We start from the raw sequence: 17,735 nt of genomic DNA, 5'->3' as shown, positions 1-17,735 counted from the left end.
AGGGCTGAATCGACGTGGGCGAACTGGAAGACCTGGACGGCCGGCTGATGGCTTTCGCGGACCAGCTCGGCGGCGAAGACGGCGAGAACCTCCGCCACGCGCTGACCAGCGTGCGTGAGGTTTGGCGGGGTGCAGACCGGTGGCCGAGTCTGGCCGAGGACGCGCAGGTGTTGGCGGAGAACGCGCAGACGATCGCCGCGATCCTGACGAAGCGCGCCGGCGTGTAACTGGTACGGCCGTACGGGCGACTAGGGAGACATGTCCCAAAACACCCGTACGGCGTCCAAGCCGGTCAAGATCATTCTATCCATCCTCGCCGGCCTGATCGTCCTGGTGATCGTCATCGCCGTGGCCACCAGCGGCGGCCGGTCGGACGCCGAGAGCAAGCTTCTCGCCGGCCTGAAGGCCGTTGACGCCGGCCTAGTCGTCGACGAAGACGGGGCCATCCAGAAGGCCAAAGACGTCTGTTACGCGCCCGACCAGAGGCCGGAACCGCGTCTCGCGTTCACCCGGGCAAAGTTCGGAGTGGACGACCCGAAAGCCGTCGCCATCGTGAAGACAATCCGGGACTCCGGTATCTGCCCGTGACCAAAGCCCGCCCACCCGGGCGGGCTCTCTCGGGTCGATAACTGGACAGGTACCCGTGGTCCCCGCGGAGCGTGCTCGGGGTCACATGGGGCCATTCGGAGTAACGTTGATCATGGCCCTTTGCGGCCTTTAGTCACGCTAAGTGTGTAGTTAAAGGCGTTACCGTAGCCGAACACGTGTTCTAGTGCATGTGCATCACCGCAGGTCAGGCGGCCAATTCTTACCCGGCAGTAGGGTCACGGTGACATATCGACGTCCTTGGTAACGCTAACGACTTTCCGACACTGAGTGATAGGACAGACAGAGGATCACGCACCACCCGAACAGGACGATAGGTGGACATCGCTTGTCGGGTACCCCGGGTACGCGTAAAGTTCCGTGCGAAGGTCACGAAAGGAGATCAGAAGTGGCACGGAAGCCGATTACTTCCCGATCGGAGATCCAGGAGCTTCTAAACAAGGGGTTCGATCGTGCCGAGATCATGACGATCATCGGAATTTCTAACGCCGGGATCACCTATCACCTGAAGTACACCGGGGGTGAACCGGAACTGAGCCTGGTGGAACGCGTCAAGAAACTCTTGCCGTGGGACATCACGGGGGACCAGGTGCGAGCGGCCCCCTACCGCAACGCTCAGTGGCATCTCGAATTCATGGAAGCCGGGGATGAGGCGTTGACGCCCGACAAGCGTCGCAAGCTCCGCGGCTTCTACAAGAAACTTGAAGAATTCAAAATGGTTGTCAGGTACGACCCGGCCATCCCGCCCCGTCCGGGGCAGCGCTTCGGGGGGTTTGAATACGTCCCGCGCGAAGAATCGGACGGAGACAGCATCCTCCGATTCGACGAGCACACGCCGGTTGCGGAAGAAGACCGAGACCGGTGGAAGCTCCCCCCGCGGGAGGATTGGCCAGAGTAGGAGACAGAGTTGTCAGAGCAAGTTGTCGCGGACGTCCCCGGCGTTGTCTACGCCTACCGTGATGGCGCGTTGCTGGTGATTGCCCGCGGCCCGGAAGTCTCGCCGTTCGGACCGGCCTTCGAGCCGGTCCGCAACGAGATGGACGGCCGATGCACGACCCTCGGCTACCGCGGTCCGAACGTCGGCCGTGAGGGGCAACCCGCATGGCTCGCCGACGCCGAGGTAACTGTCTACAAGGTGTGGGCGGAATGCCCGCCGTACGAACACGACTGCGCCCGGGAGGTCCGCTGTGTTGCTGGTTGACGACGAGCTTCGCCGGGATATCGAGAAGACCGCCGAGTGCACCCGAGTGGAAAGCGTGCGACGGGGCATCGTTACGGCGGAGCAAGCCGAGACGATCGATTGGGTGGGCGTACTACTGCGGGCGGTGTCGGGTGACGACGACTGACGAACGCTGGGAGGCGTACAGGAACCGGCCGCGGTCGTGGTCGCAAATGACCGGGTTCGAGGAGTGCCCCCACGCGTTCTACCTCGGACGCATCGTGAGGGCCTGGCAGCGGCCGGCCGCGTGGTTCGCGACCGGGCTCGGCGTGCACACGGCCGCAGAGGCCCACGAGAAGGGCACGGCGCCGACGCTCGACGACATGGTCCGCGTCGCCGAGGACGCGTTTCGGGCGGACATCAACGAACGTCTCGCCGAAACGCCGAACGCGGAGTACTGGCAGTCCTCGGGGCCGTACAAGGGGCCGGACGACATCCCGCGCCGGTTCAAGGATCTCCGCCGGCACCTGGGCAACTTCCTCATGATCAGGAAGCACACCGGGCGGCCTATCTGGCGGCCGGACGGCGAGACACCGGCGGTCGAGTGGCCGATAGAGCTCGACCTTGACGGCGTGAAGGTGATCGGGTCCGCGGACCGGATCACGGAGGTCGTCGAGCCGTCCGGCGAAGTCGTCGACCTAGTGATCGAGGACGTCAAGGCGGGCTCGAAAACCCCGGAAGACCCGGGGCAGCTTGCGACGTACGCCGAGGCCGCTCGGCGGAAGACGGGCCTCCCGGTGCGGGACGGCGTGTACCTGATGACGGCGAAGAAACCCACGCCGACGGGCCGCGTGAGCGCGGCGCAGGTGGTCAAGAAGGATCTGACCACGATCCCCGTCGAAGTCCTCACGGAGCGGTTCCATCGTGCTGACGAAGGGATCAAGGCGGGCAACTGGGATCCGAAACCGGGCGAGCAGTGCCGGCGATGCTCCGTGGCATCGTCGTGCGAATTTCGTGCGGCCGATAACTGAACGGGTACCCACGGTGTGGGTTCAGAAACTGAGGAGAGAGCGAATGGACACGATCGACGCAGCGAAGGCCGTCGAGCTGATCGAACTGGCCGTCGAGCAGAACGGCGCCGACTACGTCGACCCGAATTCCGACGGGCCGAACGGGTGCTTCTACGTCAGCGGTGGTGAGTGCTCGTGCATCGTCGGCACGGCGTACGGGCTCGCCGGAGCCACGGTCGAACAGGTCCTCCGGATGGACGACATGTACGGCGGGCCCATCGAGTACATGCCGGACGACGTGCTCCCGATCGACACCGCGCCCGGCGCAATCGCGGTCTTCGCCGCCGCGCAGGAAGCGCAGGACAACGGGAAGACGTGGGGTGAGGCACTCGCCGCCGCTCGCAAGGTGGCCGGCGTCGCGGAGGTGGCGTGATGCGACGGAAGAGCTACGAGGCCGGCAAGGCGTGGGAGATCCGCGTCCGCAACTTCGCGGACGGCGCCTGGTTGTGCACCTACACCGGCCCGTGGACGGACAAGGCAGAACGACAGTGGACGTCCGCCGGCAAGCACTTTGCCCGGCGCGTGCGCCGGCACGTCTCGGACCGTGAGGTCATGGCGTTCTTTTACGGCCACCCGGACATGGGTCCGCTGGAGCGCTTCCTGGACGCCCTGTACGTCATCCCCGGCGACCCCAACGACCCGCCGAACCGGACGGGGGCGCAGTGAGCGACTTCGCCGCACGGGTGCTCAAGGCCGCCGAGGAGGCCGGCGGGCCGGCCTTCGAGGACACCACGTGCTACGGCGTCGGCTGCTGTGGTGACTTCCGAGCCGGCGTGAAGCCCGCCGTCGTGGCGGCGTTTCGCGAAGTGGCCGGGATCGTGCCGCCGGCGTACCGGCTGACTTTCACCGCGATGGCTGACGAGATCGAGAGGGCCGATGCTTAGCGCCATCCAATCGAAGAGGGCAATGGGTGCGACCGGTGATCCGTTACCGGTCGTTTTTCGTTCCCTGGAGACGAAGAAGATCCAGCTCCGGCGCGGACAGTTCACGCTCGTGTGCGCCGGCCCGGGAACCGGGAAGTCCATTTTCACCCTGACGTACGCGCTGAAGGCGCGCGTACCTACGTTCTACTTCTCGGCCGACTCGGACCCGTTCACGCAGTACGTCCGCACGCTGTGCGTCGTCGGCGGGGTGGACGAGCCGACCGCGGTCCGACTGGCGAAGGCGCCCGGCCTGTCCGAGGTCGAACGCAAGCTCGCCGCGCTTCCCATCCGGTTCAACTACTCGGCGAGCCCGACGCTGTCCGAACTGGAACTCAGCCTCGAAGCATTCTCCGAGGTCTTCGACGGCCCGCCGGCGCTGGTCGTCGTCGACAACGTGACGAACGTGCAGTCGGGGATGGGCGGTGACGACGGCGACCCGTTCAGCGGCCTGGAAGGGCTGATGGACTACTTGCACGACATGGCCCGGAAGACCGAGGCCGCCGTCATCGGGCTTCACCACGTCACCGGCGGGTTCAACGACGGCGAGAAGCCGATCCCACTGTCCGGGGTCAAAGGCCAGATCACCCGGGTGCCGGAAATGGTCCTGACGCTGCACAAGCAGAAGGGCGACGACCACAACCCCGAAATCATCGGGGTGTCCGCGGTCAAGAACCGCGGCGGCAAAGCGGACGCGAGTGGAAACACGTTCGCCGAGCTGGAGTTCATCGGCGACAAGTACCTGATTCGCGACCCCGAGCGGCCGATCTCGGCCGCCGGGCCGTACTGACAGAGGAGAAAATCGAATGTCGACCTTCATGCCGGGCGACCGCGTCCGCTACAGCGGCACCTACACCCGCGATCTGGCCGGCGCCGTGGGCACCGTGCGGGAACAGGCGAACGCCGGGAACGTCTACGTCACGTGGGACAAGGGCGAGCGACCCTCGGGTGTCCTGCCGGAGAACATCGAGCGGTTGGTGTCGCTCGACTTCGTCGGGCCAGCGCCGAAGCCGGTCGAAGGGCCTGTCATTCAGACGCCTTTCCGCGTCGACCGTGCGGCGATCCTGGACGCTCGGGGCGAGCACGTCGGCGGGATCTCCGGGGCCGTCACGACCGCCGGCCAGGATCGCGAGTTCGCCGCGCTGGTCGTCAAACTGCTGAACGCGCACTTCGGTGCCGAGTAGCCCCGTCTGCGTCGACTGCATCCGGGACGGCGTGCCGCGATACAGGGACACCCCGCACGGCGGGCCGAGGACGCCCCTGTGCGTGACGCACTTCCGGGCTCGGCGTAAAGACACCCGAGAGCGCGCCAGAGCTGCGCGGCTCGAAAAGGTGTACTCGATATCCGCCGAGGACTACCAGCGTCTCTACCAGGCGCAGGGCGGCAAGTGTGCGTGGTGTCGACGGGCCACCGGGAAGACAAAGGCGTTAGCCGTCGACCACGACCACGCGTGTTGCGCCGGGCCGACTTCGTGCGGTCGGTGCGTGCGGGGGTTGCTGTGCGGCCCCTGCAATCAGGAGCTAGGGAGAGCCGGGGACAGCCCGGATTTCTTCCGAAGGGCAATCGAATATCTCGCCAACCCGCCGGCTCGGCGGGTTTTTTCATGAGGAGAGAACGAATGAAGCGCAAGCTCGTATTCGCCGGTAGCCTCGCCGCCGTCGCTCTGGCCGTGTCGGCGTGCGCCGGCGCCACGAAGGAATCGGCGCCCGACCCGACGCCGGCACAGATCCAGATGGTCCCGCCGCACCAGGTGGTCGGTCTGCCGAACGGGTTCCGCAATGTCGCCGAGGTGTGCGACGACGGCGGCAACATGCTCGTCGTCACCTCCCGCGGTTCCGACTTCGCCGGCGGCCAGAACGGCGGCGGCCTCGCATCCGGAATCGCCGTGATCCCGGATGACCCCCGGTGCAAGCCGTCCAAGTAGCCCGCCCGTCCAAAGCGCAGAGGAGAGAACGAATGACGACTTTCATCGGGCCGAAGCCGGCTGACGTTCCCGAGTACCCGGCGCCCTTCTCGGTCGAGGGACGCCGCGTCAGGGACGCGAACGGACGATTCGCGTTCGAAGTCGACGGCCCGGCAAGCATCGATCACTACCGCAAGTTCGCCGCGGTGATCACCGAAGCGCTGAACGAGAAGTTCGGCGCGAGGCCGGAGACGACAGAGGCGCCCGAGCCGGCACCGGCGAAGCTGCGGACGTGCATCGGGTGGCGTGACAACGGCTCGTTCGTCGAACGGGAGCGCGCCTACGAGGTCCGCCCCGGCCGCTTCGTCTGGGCGTACTCCCGAGAGGACGCGGAAGGGGCCGGTTACTCGTGGGGCCTGCCGAACGTCGGTTACCGCCTGGTGGACGTCGAGACGGGCGCCGAGGTGACGGAGTGAGCGACAAGAACCGCCGGGCCGCGCTCGACGCGGCTGTAGCGCTGTCCGACATCGGCGACGAGCCGGCCGAGGTGATCAAGCGGGCAGAGAAGTACCTCGCGTGGCTGGAACCGCCGGCCCTCGCCGTCAAGCCCCGGACGCTGACGGCCACCAACGCGTTCACCCCCGGCCGACCGTCGGCGGCACAGAAAGCGTGGACGACCCGAGGCGCAGCGAAGACGGTCGACAGCGCGTTCACGGCTGCACTGCTCGCCTTCGACGAGACGCACCTGTTCGACCCGGGCGCCCACCCGAACCTGTTCAAGCCGGGCGCGTCGTTCGACGAGTGGATCTACTGCGGGCCGCCGCTGAAGCCGGGCAGCTTCGGCAAGCCGGCCGACCCGCCGGAGCGGGTCATCCCGCTGCTGAAGCGGGATCCGGAGACGGGCGCCGACGTCGACCCGAAGAAGTACGTCTACTTCCGCGGGCGCGGCCGGCTCTACCGCGTCGTCTCCGGCGACGGTCCGGAGGCACCCGCGGAGTACTGGTTCGCCAGTTCCCGCAAGTGGTCGTCGGCGGCCATCTGGTCGAAGTACTCCGATCTCCGTGACAGCGGGCAATTCCGCGTCGTCCGATTCTGACGGGAGGGCAATGGATGAACCCATTGCCCGCGTGCTGACGCACTACTTCCCCGGATGGATCCCGCCGGCGGATCGGCGGAAGTGGAACGCGTGTCGGTGCCCGGCGCACACAGAGCGCCGGGCGTCGGCCGCCGTCTCCTACGAGCTCGGGGCAGTGAAGTGCCAAGCCTGCGGGTTCGCCGGCGACGTCGTATCGATCATCCGGCAAATGGAGAAGCCGGGGGAGGAGGTTCCCTATGCAGAGGCTTTCCGCATTGCAGAGAGATTTTCTGGTGACGGCGACGAAGCGATACCACGCGGCGTTGCCCGACAGTCCGGCCGCCGAGCATTTGGCGAGGCGCGGCCTGATGGCCCCGAGCGTGGCCGAGGCCGTCGCGAAGTTCAGGCTCGGGTACGTCGCCGATCCTTTGGTGGGGCATGAAAAGTTCCGCGGGATGCTCGCCATCCCGTATCTCCGTCGCGGGCTCGGCGGAGAGTGGACGGTCGTCGACATCAAATTCCGGTGCATCGAAGACCACGACTGCAAGACGCAGGGCAAGCACCACAAGAAGTACATGGCCACGTCGGGCGGCCGGCCCCGGCTGTTCAACACGATTGCGCTGATCGACCACGACGACGAAATCGTTGTGACCGAGGGCGAGATTGACGCGATCGTGTCGACCGCGTGCGGACAACCGGCAGTCGGCGCCCCCGGCGCGACGGCTTGGAAGCCCCATTTCAACCCGCCGTTCCAGGGCTACCAGACGGTTTACGTCGCTGCGGACGGCGACACGGCCGGCCAGGGCTTCGCGGAGAAGGTCCTTTCGGAATTGCCGAGCAACGCCCGGCACTGCCCGATGCCGGACGGCGAAGACGTGAACTCCGTCGTCGTGAAACACGGGAAAGCGGCGTATCTCGAAAGGCTCGGGAAGGGCCGAAAGAAAGGCAAGGAATGACGAAGACGTACGTTGTCATCTCGGACGTGCAAGCGCCGTTCGAGGATCGCAAGGCCCTGCGGGCCGTGCTCAACTTCGTGGGCGACTACCAGCCGGACACGGTCGTGCAAATCGGCGACCTCGCCGACTTCCCGCAACCGTCGCGCTGGAACAAGGACTCGCGCGGAGAGTTCGAGGGGAGTATCTACCGCGACGCCGAACACGTCACCGAGAGGTTCTCGAAGCCGCTTCGGGAGGTTTTCAACGGCGAGGTTCTGATCTTCGAGGGAAACCACGACGAGCGGCCGAGGGTCTACCTCGAAAAGTACGCGCCGGCGCTCGCCGGGACGCACGCGTTCGACATGGAAAACCTTCTGCACTTCGACGACTTCGGCTTCAAGAAGGCGCCGGAGTTCTACGAGTTCGCCCCCGACTGGATCATGACGCACGGGCACCGCGGCGGGATCCGGCTGACACAGAACGCCGGCATGACGGCCTACGGAGCGGCGAAAAAGACGCTCAAGTCGGTGATCATGGGTCACACTCACCGGCTCGGCAAGATGTGGTCAACCCACGGCGTCGGCGGGACCGAGAAGATCCTGACGGGTGTCGAGGTCGGGCACCTGATGAACCCGAAGCTCGCCGGCTACCTGAAGGGTGCCACGCCGAATTGGCAGCAGGGGTTCGCCGTCGTCAAGGTCGAAGGCAAGCGGGTGCACGCGTACCCCATTCCCATCATCGGCGGCCGATTCGAAGTCGACGGCGTCGAATACCGCGTCTGAAACTGAACGCGTACCCGAGGAGAGAACGAATTGACGGTCGAAATCGAAGACTTCCTACTCCCGGAAGTCACCCGGGCGGCGAAGTCGGCCACCCGCTCGTGGACGGGTGCACTCGACGCCGAGGACATCGAACAGGACATGTGGGTCAAGATCCTGGAGTCCCCGCGGACTCTGCCCGCCCTGCTGTCCTATGAGGCCGAGCAGCGCGGCAAGGTGTTGCGTGCCATCGCTCGGCAGTGCGCCGGCGCCGAGATGGCGGATCGGGAGCACTTCAGCGCGAACGTGACCTACTCGACGGACGACGTCCGGCGAATCCTGGAAAACGGCGGTGCCGACCAGGTTCCGGGGTCGCCTTCTCACGTCGAGTGGCTCGACACGCAAGCCGGCCTCGGCGGCATCTCGCCGTGGTACGCCGAAGTGATCTTCTGCTACTACGTCGCCGGCGACTACGTGGAACCGCCCGGGGACAACGGGAAGACGCTCACCCGTGCCCGGGACGCGCTCGCCGTGGCGATGAACGCTGCCCGCAAGGCGGCGAACGCGGTGCACGACGGCCCCGGCTCTCGCCGGGTCGTGTCCAACTCGGCGGCCCAGTCGCTGACCCGATTCGAAGGGGGCGCCCAGTGAGCGTGAACCTGTTCGACATCACGATCGACCGCGGCGAGATGTACCGCGCGGCCGTGGTCCCGGAGCTCTACCCGGAAGAGCGGCCGATGTGCGTCGACCACTGGCCGGCCGAGGACCGGGAAGCCTACTGCGGGGGTGTGTACACCCGTGTCGACTGACGACCCCGACTGGGATCCGTTCAAGGACGACGACGCCGACGAAGCGCAGACGGAAGCTCCGCCGGCCGAGGAATCGCCCGCAGACAAGCCGGCCGGCTCGACGCCGTCCGACGACCCTTGGAAGGAGAGTGGCCCGATCATGGCCGCAGAGGACAACTGGGTGTCGTTCACGTTCCTGGGTGACTCCGGGTACGACAAGCTTTCGGGCACCGTGCACGGTGATCCGGAGTTCGTCGCGAAGACGCTCAACGTGAAGGACTTCGACGGCCGGATTTCCACCCTGATGAAACAGGCCGTCGCCATCGACACGTGGTTCAAGCAGACCGCGGCGAAGGCGAAGCCGGAGGGCGATCAGGGAAAAGGCTGAGGCCGGGGCAACCGCCGGGCAGCGTCGAGGCCCCCGAGTGGGCCGGCGAAGCACCGGACTGTGACCACGGCCTGAAGCGTCAATACAAGTCGACGAACAACCGGGACGGCTCTATCGGGCACGTCTGGGAGTGCGTCGCCGTGAGGTACCCGGATCCGGCCCAGTGCGCCGGTGTCTGGATCAACAAGCCGAACAAGAAGGGCAACTGACACATGGGTTGGGACGAAGTCGAGGGCAACGGCGGCGGCGACTACGAAGAGCGCGAGCGCTTGTCGACGAAGATCGGCGCCGAGTTCGAAGGCACGGTCGTCCGCGTCGGCAACCTCCGCGAGGGCGACTACGGCCCGGTGCGGTGGGTGGACATCGACACCCCGGACGGCACGAAGGCGAATTTCCCCGCCGGGAAGATCCTGCTGGAGCGGATCGAGGCCGCCGGCCTGAACCCGGGCGACCGGATCAAGGTGGTGATCGAGTCGGCGAAGACGAAGGACGGAAAGCACACCTACGCACTCCCGCGCGTGTTCGTCGACCGCGGCGCCGGCGAGAGCAAGCCGGCCGCGAAGAAGGCCGCGCCGAAGAAGGCGGCACCGGCGAAGAAGGCGGAGCCGGCCCCGGCCGCGCCGGCGGCCGATTACGACGACGACCCGCCTTTCTGATCGGCCAATAACTGAACGCGGACCCGGGGTCCCACGCGGGACCCCGGGTCTTTTCCCAGAGGAGAGAACGAATGGCACTGACCAAGCAGCACGCCGAAGTGATCCAGGCAGCGGCCCGCTTGCGGTTCGCCGCCGGCGAGCTGACCGACGCACTCGCGGCGATCGAGCGGGAACCGCGCTCGAACGCGAAGAAGCTGACGGAGGACGAAGTCTTCCGGATCCGGCAGTGGTACGGGCACGGCGGAGTTAGTCAGCGGGAAATCGCCGACGCGTACGACGTCAACCGCGCGACCGTCTCCCGCATCGTCCGCGGGATCTACCACCGTGGCTGACGTCGCCGTGTGGGCGCGAGCCCACGGCTTCGCCCTCACCGACTGGCAAGCGGACTTGCTCCGCCGGCTGTACGCGGCCCGAGACGAAGCCGGCAAGGAAACCCGGTTCTACGTCCTTCACGCTCGGCGGAACGGGTGGACGGAAACGCGCCGGGTCTTCGCGGAAATCATCCAGTCGTATCCGGGATAGGAGGGTCCGCCGATGCGGAAGCCGTCCGGCACGCTGACGTTCGATGTTGAATCGTTCTCGGCGAGCGAGCTCTACACGTTGCCGCCGGAGAAGATGTTCCGCATCGGTGGCTACCGGTGGCGTGGTGAGTCGGAAGTCGTGATCACGACCGACCTCGAAGAGATGCGCGAAATGATCCGGCGGGCGCGGTGGATTGTTGGCCACAACATTCACATGTTCGACCTGAAAGTGATCTTCGGGTGCTGGTCGAACGAGCCGGTCAAGTTCGCGATGGCCGGCCGCGTGTACGACACCCTGACTCACGCCGGCCTGGTGAATCAGGCGCCGTACAAGTACATGTCCCGCCACGGGTACGAGCTGATCGCCGACACACCAGGCAAGGCGATGAAGTGGTTCGGGCTCGACGAACAGGCGTACCAGCTCGGCGTGTCCGGCAAGACGGACGACCTCGCCGCGTTGGCGAAAGAGTTCGTCGAGCCCGGCGAAGACATCTCCCTCGGGTACGGCCGGATCCCGCTCGACGACCCTCGCTATCAGGCGTACCTGGTCGGCGACGTCGAGGCGTCCGAGCGGGTGGCCGCCGCGCTGCTGAAGCGCGGCAAGCTGTCCGGCGGCGGCGAGACGTACGAGTACCTCGGCCGGAAATACGTCGGGTACCCGATGCGGGAACAGGAAATCGCCGCGCGGGCCGCGGTCATCTCTTCGAACGGGTGGCTTGTCGACGAGCAAGGGGCGACGGCCCGCAGGGACGAACTCGCGGCCCGACGGGACGTCATCGTGGGGGAGCTGGAGCGCGACTACGGCTTGCCGACCGAGGGCGACGCACCGTGGGACACCAACGAAGGCAAGGCCGCCATCTTGACGGCCCTCGCTGACCGCGGGATCACGCCGGAGAACACGCCGGACTGGCCGAAGACGCCGGCTGACTCGGACAAGAAGCGGGCCGAGTTCCTGGAGAAGGTCCGGGCGAAAATCGAGAAGCGTCAGGCCGAGGTCGACGAATGGCGTGCGGAGCTCGAAGCCGGCGTGTCGGCGAAGAGCGGCCGTGCGCTGACTCGGCGATCCGTCGAGTCGAAGACCCGGCGCATAGCGGAACACGAAGCCGAGATAGCCGCTCTCGAAGCGGATCCGTGGCCGGTGGCCTACGGGCTATCCCTCGGCGGCGAGACGCTGATCGAGCTGACCAAGGACACCGACGCCGAGGAACTCGGCGCGGCGTTGGCCGAGCTGAAGGGGCAAAGGTCTCTCGCACAGCTCACGCTCGATTCGATCCACCCGGACGGCCGGGTTCACCCGGACATCACGATGGTTCAGGCGTCCGGCCGGTGGTCGACGACGAAGCCTGGGCTCACCGTGTGGACGGCCCGCGGCCCGGGCCGCGTCGAGCGGGATTACTACCTGCCGGACAGCGAAGACGACTTGCTCGTCTCGTTCGACTACTCGAACGCGGATGCCCGCGCGGTCGCCGCGGAGAGCGGCGACGTGGCTTTCGCCGAGCGGTTCCAGCCGGGCAAGGACGGTCACCTGATCAACGCGTGGGCGGCGTGGGGTAAGGACGTCGTCGGCACCGACAAGCACGACCCGGTGACGGCGAAGTACCGCGACCAGGCGAAGCCCGGCGGGCACGCGTGGGGCTACCGGGTCGGCCCGCCGAAGTTGGCGAAACTGTGGAAGAAGCCCGTAGCCGAAGCAAAGTTGTTCCTGGACAACATGAACAAGGCGTTCCGCGGGGTCGTCGCCTGGCAGGACGCGATGGTCAAGTTCGCCCGTCGACACGGCTACGTCGTGAACGACTGGGGCCGCGTGATGCGGGTCGAGAAAGGCCGGGAGTACACGCAAGCGCCGGCCCTCATCGGCCAATCGACGACTCGGGAAATCATCTGTGACGCCTTGCTGAAGATGCCGCTCCCGGTCCTGCGCCGAGTCAAGGCGCAGATTCACGACGAACTCGTGATGTCGATCCCGAAAAAGAACATCGAACGGCACCAGGCGTACGTACTCAACCTGATGAATTACAGCCACCTACCGAAGCACGGCAAGGGGCAGCGAATCGACTTCCCGGCGTCCTCGGGCGCCGGCGGAGCCACGTGGATGCTCGCCACCCACGACTAAGAGGAGAGAACGAATGTCGATCTATTCGGAGCTGGCCCGCGCCGCGCGGGAGACCGAGCTGGCCGAGCAGAACGAGAAGCTGCACGCGCAGGTCCTCGAACTCGGCGAACGGCTCGCCGGCAAGGAACGTGCCATCGAAGAGCTGCACGCGGAGGTGACGCTCTCGGAGTCGACCATCCGCACGATGGGCGTCGACCTGGACGATTCTGGCCGACTGGCCCAGCGACTGTCCCGCGCGATGACGTCGGCCGTCGAAGACCTTCGCCTGATCGGCGAAGTCCCGTTGGGAGAGCTCGAAGCGTCCTTGAAGGCGGTCGCCGACCGTCTCGCCGACGCGAACGGAGAGCACTACTGATGGAAAACGAGCACCGTTACTTGCGCCGCATCGTCATCGAGGCCCGGAACCAGAACCCGCGTAGCCCGCTGCTCACGACCAAGCCGGAGCACGAGTTCGAGTTCTATCACTCCGACCTGTTGATCCGGCCGCCACGACCCCGGATCTTCTCGGTCGAAGAGATCAACGAAGACGACTGGAAGATCTCGTGGGAGACGGACTACCGCGACGACTTCAAGAAGGTGGCGTCTGTCGTCGGCAAGGACAAGGCCGGAGACGTTCTCCGTGCCCTCGGCCGGCCGGTGCCGGAGAAGTGGGACCGCGGATGACGAAGCTCCCGCTCCGGATCCAGCTCGGCCACCTGGACCCCCACGTGGTCTACCGGGTGGACGTGGCCGACCTGAAGGCGGACCCGGACGGCGCGCTAGCACGTGCTCTCCGTGCGGTCGCCGACGAAATCGAATACCAAGCAGCAGAGGAGGGCTAACGTGGAAGACTCCGGCAACCGCAAGGAATTCGCCGGCGGTGGCATCCGGGATACCGCCGAGGGCAAGGAACGCTTCGAGCTTCTGTGGACGGAGTGCCAGCCGTACGAAGCCCAGATGTTGACCAGGGCCGCCCGGTGGATGGCCCTCGGGGCGGCGAAGTACGCGGATCGCAACTGGGAGCAGTTCTCAGGGCCCGAGGCCCTGGAGCACGCGAAGGCGTCGCTTCTCCGGCACACGTTCAAGCTGCTGGCCGGCCAGGACGACGAAGACCACGCCGCCGCGTGCTGGTTCAACGTTCAGGCGATCGAGCTGATTCGCTGGAAGATGGCGCAGACTCCGCCGGCCGAGGACCCGCGGATCGTCGAGGCTCTCCGGGTCGTCGATTCCATCGGCCCGGGGTCGCTCGTCTTCGGCGAGCAACACCCGCTCCGTGTGCTTCAGCGGATCCGCGACGCGCTGACGGCGAAGCGGGAGGCCGCGTGAAGGTGTACCTCTCCGGCCCGATGACTGGGTTGCCGGACAACAACTTCCCGGCCTTCCGGGCCGCCGCCGCGGAGCTCCGCGCGGCCGGCATCACGGTGGAAGACCCGTCCGACAAGGGGATCGTTCCCGGGTGGGCGTGGGCGGACTACCTCCGATACGACCTCGGCGTTCTCGTCACGTGTGACCGGGTGGCCACGTTGCCCGGATGGCGCGGCAGCCCCGGGGCCCGGCTCGAAGTCCGCGTAGCGAAGTCCCTCTCAATGCCCGTTCGACCCTGGAAGGAACTGCTGCCATGACCCGTTTCCTGGTGGACACCGCCGGCGTTGTCGAGGACGTCTCGCGGGCCGTCGACATGCTCGGCGTCGCCGTCGAGCCGGGCGACCGCGTGGCCTACTCGGTCCGCTCGGGCAACACCGCGGAGACTCGCGTCGGCCGCGTCGCCGAGGTAGCCAAGGACGGCCGGATCGGCATCGTGGTGGACTTCGAATCGATGTTCGGCAAGGTGCACTCCGTGTACTCGCCTCGGGTGTGCTGGCCGGCGGCGAACCGGGTCGTGAAGGTGGCCGCCGGTGCCTGATACCGACTGGATCAAGCCGGGCGCACCGATCGCCTACTACACGGCCGGCCGTGATGACGGCGGCCTCACGCTGACGACCGTTCGCACGGTGGCGAAGCTTTCGTTCACGGTGGAGGGCTTCTCCCACCGGTTCCGCTTGCGGGACATGCGGACGAAGTCCCTCGGGACGGCCGCGTGGTCGCATTACCACTATCAGGCCGTCCACCCGGATAGCCCGACGGCCGTCAAGGTGGCCGCCGCGGACCTGCGGGGGCGGTTGCGGTCAGCGGTGTTCCCGTTCCTACACAACGACGCTGACGACCTCGCGAGGGTTGACGCGGCCATTGCCGCGCTCACGGCGTGGCGCGCGGAGCTGACGAAGGGAAAGGCCGCATGACCGAGTTCGTCTACCGGGTCGTCGACAACGACGGCCGCGCGGTCGCCGTCGGGCGGGATAACCCCGTGGCCTACACGGACCGCGGGACGGCCCGCCGGCACGCAACCAGACTGGGCAAGAGAGACGCACGGTGGGGCGACACCCGCCGGGCGCCGTACCGCACTCAGCGCGCGGCCGTCGAGTGGGAAGAGTACGAGTGACCGTCCACACGGTCGTGGTGTGGCCCGGGGTTGTCGTGCGAGAGCTGGTAATCCCGGACCGTGCCACACTGGAGAGCGTGAGCGTTCAGGACGACATCGCCGGCCGGATCGAGGCCGTACGCGACCGGTGGGGCAACGGGGACGAGCTGCCCGACATCGGCGGCCCGCTTCCCGCGGACCGGCGGGAGAAGTACCGCCGGCGTCTCACGGCCGCCCGGCGCGAAGTCGAACACGGTCGGAGGACGAAGACCCTCGGGTGGGACTCCCTGCTGAAGGAAGAGCTTTGGGAGGCCCTAACCGCGGAGGACGACGGCGACCGATACGACGAGTTGCTAGACCTGATCGCCGGCGCCTCCCTGATGGCCGAGGCCCTGAAACGCAGGCAGAAGTAAGCGAAGCCCCCTCCCGGGTCCCTAGCGGACTCAGGAGGGGGCTTTTTCGCGTTTACGGGGTTAGTCCTCGGGCTCTGGCGTGCCCACGGCCCACTCCACCGCCTTTTTAGCCGCCTCCGCGACGCGGCGTTTCTCGGCGTCGGTGGGCTCGTCCCCCTGCGCCTCTTCTCGTGGTGCCATCTCGTTTCCTCCGTTGGGGGCCCGGCCGGCGCGAGGGGTCGAAGGTCACGCACGCCGGCCGGGGTCTTAGAACCAGGACCAGTCGGGCGGTTGATTCAGCCCGGATCGCCTGGTTGTTCGTCGCTGCCGCAGTTCCTGTGGCACTTTGCACAACACGTTGGGCCGCTCGGGTTTCGAGGGCGCCCCGTGCAAACCCGGCGCCGGCAAAGCCAGGACGGCCCGCACCGTCCACGTCGGCGCCGAGTGGTATTGCCACACGACTTCGCGCGGAGCGAGGAAATCGACGCCCGGGAGCATCGGCACCCGATACGCCGTGGCGGACTTTTCGCTGCGGATAAGAAGGACGTCGGTGTAGCCGCCCCAGTAGACGGAAGAGGCGTAGAGATCGGGAGCGTCGGGCGGTCCGAAGACATGAAGCGTCCAACGGCGCTCACGAAGCTTCGCCAACAGGTCTTCAAGGGGCAGACTGGCGGAGGGGTTAGGGGTGGACACGGTCGTCATCACCGCCACCCCTTGCGGAGCGGGCGACGTTTGTTCGCCCACCAGACACGGAGGTTTAACCACACGACTCGGTCACCTCCTCCCGGTCATCCGCCGGGGTGGGGTAAACCGCGCCGCGCCGTTGCCAGTACTCGACGCGCTCTTGGACGGGCAAATCGGCAACGCGGTTGCCAGACGAGTCAAATGTGAATTGCTCGACGAACTCGGGTTGAAACGCCGTCATGACTCAGCCCGCCGGAACCCGGGGAAGCTGTCTTGCTCGCTTGCCCACAGGCCCGCAACGGGCTGAGAGTCAAGTGACCTTCTCACCGCGTACGCGGTGTCCGCTTGGGTGATCATGGAATTGTCCTCAATCAGGCCCGGCCCGTTGCCGGGCGGATTCCAGCGACAGTACGCGTGATCTATGTCTCTGTCACGTCGAACACGGTGTGTCCCACCCGTACGGACGATGCGCCGAGAGTGAGCGCGTCGATAGCCTGCCCGGCTTCGCTTGCCAGCCGGTCATTCCCGAAGTGTTCCCAACCCTCTTTCAGCCGGCGCAATTCGGCGAGCAACTCCTCTTGCGTGCCCTCGGTCAGCTCGACGGCTCTCGTGATCCTCATGCGTCCGAGCCTACCGAGGGCGACGGCGCCGTTGCCGCGGTCCAGCGCTTGACGCATACTCGAACGCATGTTCGGACAAGTGCCGCAGGGTGAACCGCACCCGAGCCTTAAAGAAATCCGTGCTCTCCGGCCGCCGAAGCCGGTGTGGGTTGACCTAGCGCGCATCTACCCCTTCGGTGAGCCGCTCGGCGTGTACCCGCACGGCCTAGATCTTCAGGCGGTCGTCCCGGGCATGATCCACCAGTGGCACAGGACGACCACGGGCCATTGGGTGGGGTGGGCGTCCTACAAGATCGGCGGCGAATACGGCGGCCAACGGGCCGCCGGGTGGGTTGGGAGCTACGCTCTGGATCCGCGGCGGGAGGGGCGCGTACGGTAGTTGTGACTGCCTGACTTCGGCGGTGTCGAAGGTGGTGATGCCGACGTCGAGGGCGGCCTGGATGCAGGCCCGGGCCTGGTCCTCCTCGACCTGGGAACCGTGGGTGAGCCAGTTCCCGTACGAGATCTCACTGACGTTGAGGCCGCTGCGGCCGAGACGACGAAACTCCATGGCCGCGAGCTTAGGCGGTAATCGTTTGCTTTGCTAACGACCTGGAGTGACTCCAGCCACGGCCGGGGTCACCGGGAGGTCGCGAATGACTCATTCGGGACCCCCGGCCGGACGCGGCCCGTATCGCAGAGCGAACCGCCGCCATGCCTCTGAGCAGGT

The 17,735-nt window shown here is 66.6% G+C and carries 33 protein-coding genes and 2 pseudogenes; 32 read left to right on the top strand and 3 right to left on the bottom strand.

Annotated features, from left to right (window positions below; genetic code table 11):
* Positions 1-14: 14 nt before the first annotated feature.
* From ACWDN5_RS27555 to ACWDN5_RS27400, 32 genes and pseudogenes are all read left to right on the top strand, one after another.
* On the top strand, positions 15-227 hold the full coding sequence (locus tag ACWDN5_RS27555; RefSeq protein ID WP_449678315.1) for a hypothetical protein: 213 nt from the start codon (positions 15-17) through the stop codon (positions 225-227).
* Positions 228-258: 31 nt separating this feature from the next.
* Positions 259-588 (top strand): hypothetical protein, encoded by a 330-nt coding sequence (locus ACWDN5_RS27550; RefSeq protein ID WP_449678314.1) that lies wholly within the window; start codon positions 259-261, stop codon positions 586-588.
* 406 nt (positions 589-994) lie between these two features.
* Complete coding sequence (locus ACWDN5_RS27545) at positions 995-1,504, top strand: hypothetical protein (protein WP_449678313.1); 510 nt, start codon at positions 995-997, stop codon at positions 1,502-1,504.
* 9 nt (positions 1,505-1,513) lie between these two features.
* Positions 1,514-1,807: a hypothetical protein gene (locus tag ACWDN5_RS27540; protein ID WP_449678312.1), complete on the top strand. Its 294-nt coding sequence runs from the start codon at positions 1,514-1,516 to the stop codon at positions 1,805-1,807.
* 131 nt (positions 1,808-1,938) lie between these two features.
* On the top strand, positions 1,939-2,796 hold the full coding sequence (locus ACWDN5_RS27535) for a PD-(D/E)XK nuclease family protein (RefSeq protein ID WP_449678311.1): 858 nt from the start codon (positions 1,939-1,941) through the stop codon (positions 2,794-2,796).
* 43 nt (positions 2,797-2,839) lie between these two features.
* The gene (locus ACWDN5_RS27530; RefSeq protein ID WP_449678309.1) at positions 2,840-3,208 is read left to right on the top strand and encodes a hypothetical protein; all 369 of its coding nucleotides are present in this window, start codon (positions 2,840-2,842) and stop codon (positions 3,206-3,208) included.
* Positions 3,208-3,501 carry a hypothetical protein gene (locus tag ACWDN5_RS27525; RefSeq protein ID WP_449678308.1) on the top strand — a complete coding sequence of 98 codons (294 nt, stop codon included), beginning with the start codon at positions 3,208-3,210 and terminating at the stop codon, positions 3,499-3,501. The genes ACWDN5_RS27530 and ACWDN5_RS27525 overlap by 1 nt, the downstream gene beginning before the upstream one ends.
* The gene (locus ACWDN5_RS27520; RefSeq protein ID WP_449678307.1) at positions 3,498-3,719 is read left to right on the top strand and encodes a hypothetical protein; all 222 of its coding nucleotides are present in this window, start codon (positions 3,498-3,500) and stop codon (positions 3,717-3,719) included. Before ACWDN5_RS27525 ends, ACWDN5_RS27520 begins: the two co-directional genes overlap by 4 nt.
* A 22-nt stretch (positions 3,720-3,741) precedes the next feature.
* Entirely contained in the window at positions 3,742-4,545 is an 804-nt protein-coding gene (locus ACWDN5_RS27515; RefSeq protein WP_449678306.1) for an AAA family ATPase, read from the top strand.
* 16 nt (positions 4,546-4,561) lie between these two features.
* A complete protein-coding gene (locus tag ACWDN5_RS27510; RefSeq protein WP_449678305.1) occupies positions 4,562-4,939 on the top strand; it encodes a hypothetical protein in 378 nt (125 codons plus the stop codon).
* Positions 4,929-5,363 (top strand): endonuclease VII domain-containing protein, encoded by a 435-nt coding sequence (locus ACWDN5_RS27505; protein WP_449678304.1) that lies wholly within the window; start codon positions 4,929-4,931, stop codon positions 5,361-5,363. Before ACWDN5_RS27510 ends, ACWDN5_RS27505 begins: the two co-directional genes overlap by 11 nt.
* 11 nt (positions 5,364-5,374) lie before the next feature.
* Entirely contained in the window at positions 5,375-5,680 is a 306-nt protein-coding gene (locus tag ACWDN5_RS27500; RefSeq protein ID WP_449678303.1) for a hypothetical protein, read from the top strand.
* Positions 5,681-5,712: 32 nt separating this feature from the next.
* The gene (locus ACWDN5_RS27495) at positions 5,713-6,135 is read left to right on the top strand and encodes a hypothetical protein (RefSeq protein ID WP_449678302.1); all 423 of its coding nucleotides are present in this window, start codon (positions 5,713-5,715) and stop codon (positions 6,133-6,135) included.
* On the top strand, positions 6,132-6,755 hold the full coding sequence (locus ACWDN5_RS27490) for a hypothetical protein (protein WP_449678301.1): 624 nt from the start codon (positions 6,132-6,134) through the stop codon (positions 6,753-6,755). Before ACWDN5_RS27495 ends, ACWDN5_RS27490 begins: the two co-directional genes overlap by 4 nt.
* Positions 6,756-6,765: 10 nt before the next feature.
* Positions 6,766-6,960 (top strand): annotated as a pseudogene (locus ACWDN5_RS27485) (CHC2 zinc finger domain-containing protein); the annotation flags it as partial.
* A gap of 31 nt (positions 6,961-6,991) precedes the next feature.
* The gene (locus ACWDN5_RS27480) at positions 6,992-7,690 is read left to right on the top strand and encodes a toprim domain-containing protein (RefSeq protein ID WP_449678300.1); all 699 of its coding nucleotides are present in this window, start codon (positions 6,992-6,994) and stop codon (positions 7,688-7,690) included.
* Entirely contained in the window at positions 7,687-8,451 is a 765-nt protein-coding gene (locus tag ACWDN5_RS27475) for a metallophosphoesterase (protein ID WP_449678299.1), read from the top strand. Before ACWDN5_RS27480 ends, ACWDN5_RS27475 begins: the two co-directional genes overlap by 4 nt.
* A 30-nt stretch (positions 8,452-8,481) precedes the next feature.
* Entirely contained in the window at positions 8,482-9,078 is a 597-nt protein-coding gene (locus tag ACWDN5_RS27470) for a hypothetical protein (protein ID WP_449678298.1), read from the top strand.
* Positions 9,075-9,236, top strand: coding sequence for a hypothetical protein (locus ACWDN5_RS27465; RefSeq protein ID WP_449678297.1), 162 nt, complete (start codon positions 9,075-9,077; stop codon positions 9,234-9,236). The genes ACWDN5_RS27470 and ACWDN5_RS27465 overlap by 4 nt, the downstream gene beginning before the upstream one ends.
* On the top strand, positions 9,226-9,603 hold the full coding sequence (locus ACWDN5_RS27460) for a hypothetical protein (RefSeq protein WP_449678296.1): 378 nt from the start codon (positions 9,226-9,228) through the stop codon (positions 9,601-9,603). Before ACWDN5_RS27465 ends, ACWDN5_RS27460 begins: the two co-directional genes overlap by 11 nt.
* Before the next feature lie 212 nt (positions 9,604-9,815).
* Positions 9,816-10,259: a hypothetical protein gene (locus ACWDN5_RS27455; protein WP_449678295.1), complete on the top strand. Its 444-nt coding sequence runs from the start codon at positions 9,816-9,818 to the stop codon at positions 10,257-10,259.
* Between the two features lie 71 nt (positions 10,260-10,330).
* Entirely contained in the window at positions 10,331-10,591 is a 261-nt protein-coding gene (locus ACWDN5_RS27450) for a helix-turn-helix domain-containing protein (protein ID WP_449678294.1), read from the top strand.
* Positions 10,592-10,793: 202 nt separating this feature from the next.
* Positions 10,794-12,893 (top strand): DNA polymerase, encoded by a 2,100-nt coding sequence (locus ACWDN5_RS27445; RefSeq protein WP_449678293.1) that lies wholly within the window; start codon positions 10,794-10,796, stop codon positions 12,891-12,893.
* A 13-nt stretch (positions 12,894-12,906) separates the two neighbouring features.
* Entirely contained in the window at positions 12,907-13,248 is a 342-nt protein-coding gene (locus tag ACWDN5_RS27440; RefSeq protein WP_449678292.1) for a hypothetical protein, read from the top strand.
* Positions 13,248-13,556: a hypothetical protein gene (locus ACWDN5_RS27435; RefSeq protein ID WP_449678291.1), complete on the top strand. Its 309-nt coding sequence runs from the start codon at positions 13,248-13,250 to the stop codon at positions 13,554-13,556. The genes ACWDN5_RS27440 and ACWDN5_RS27435 overlap by 1 nt, the downstream gene beginning before the upstream one ends.
* On the top strand, positions 13,553-13,714 hold the full coding sequence (locus ACWDN5_RS27430) for a hypothetical protein (protein WP_449678290.1): 162 nt from the start codon (positions 13,553-13,555) through the stop codon (positions 13,712-13,714). The genes ACWDN5_RS27435 and ACWDN5_RS27430 overlap by 4 nt, the downstream gene beginning before the upstream one ends.
* Before the next feature lies 1 nt (position 13,715).
* Complete coding sequence (locus tag ACWDN5_RS27425) at positions 13,716-14,198, top strand: dATP/dGTP diphosphohydrolase domain-containing protein (protein ID WP_449678289.1); 483 nt, start codon at positions 13,716-13,718, stop codon at positions 14,196-14,198.
* Positions 14,195-14,494: a DUF4406 domain-containing protein gene (locus ACWDN5_RS27420; protein ID WP_449678288.1), complete on the top strand. Its 300-nt coding sequence runs from the start codon at positions 14,195-14,197 to the stop codon at positions 14,492-14,494. The genes ACWDN5_RS27425 and ACWDN5_RS27420 overlap by 4 nt, the downstream gene beginning before the upstream one ends.
* Entirely contained in the window at positions 14,491-14,775 is a 285-nt protein-coding gene (locus ACWDN5_RS27415) for a hypothetical protein (RefSeq protein WP_449678287.1), read from the top strand. The genes ACWDN5_RS27420 and ACWDN5_RS27415 overlap by 4 nt, the downstream gene beginning before the upstream one ends.
* Positions 14,768-15,151, top strand: coding sequence for a hypothetical protein (locus ACWDN5_RS27410; RefSeq protein ID WP_449678286.1), 384 nt, complete (start codon positions 14,768-14,770; stop codon positions 15,149-15,151). Before ACWDN5_RS27415 ends, ACWDN5_RS27410 begins: the two co-directional genes overlap by 8 nt.
* Entirely contained in the window at positions 15,148-15,351 is a 204-nt protein-coding gene (locus ACWDN5_RS27405; protein WP_449678285.1) for a hypothetical protein, read from the top strand. Before ACWDN5_RS27410 ends, ACWDN5_RS27405 begins: the two co-directional genes overlap by 4 nt.
* On the top strand, positions 15,348-15,743 hold the full coding sequence (locus ACWDN5_RS27400; RefSeq protein WP_449678284.1) for a hypothetical protein: 396 nt from the start codon (positions 15,348-15,350) through the stop codon (positions 15,741-15,743). The genes ACWDN5_RS27405 and ACWDN5_RS27400 overlap by 4 nt, the downstream gene beginning before the upstream one ends.
* 246 nt (positions 15,744-15,989) lie before the next feature.
* On the opposite strand, the gene ACWDN5_RS27395 is transcribed toward ACWDN5_RS27400, so the two are convergent.
* From ACWDN5_RS27395 to ACWDN5_RS27385, 3 genes and pseudogenes are all read right to left on the bottom strand, one after another.
* Positions 15,990-16,424, bottom strand: a complete 435-nt coding sequence (locus tag ACWDN5_RS27395; protein WP_449678283.1) for a hypothetical protein — start codon at positions 16,422-16,424, stop codon at positions 15,990-15,992.
* Positions 16,425-16,825: 401 nt separating this feature from the next.
* The gene (locus ACWDN5_RS27390; RefSeq protein ID WP_449678282.1) at positions 16,826-17,026 is read right to left on the bottom strand and encodes a hypothetical protein; all 201 of its coding nucleotides are present in this window, start codon (positions 17,024-17,026) and stop codon (positions 16,826-16,828) included.
* Positions 17,027-17,417: 391 nt separating this feature from the next.
* Positions 17,418-17,576, bottom strand: a pseudogene (locus tag ACWDN5_RS27385) (aldo/keto reductase); the annotation flags it as partial.
* Between the last annotated feature and the right edge of the window lie 159 nt (positions 17,577-17,735).

Source organism: Amycolatopsis sp. NPDC003731, assembly GCF_053586895.1.
This window is presented reverse-complemented; position numbering and strand designations above follow the sequence as displayed.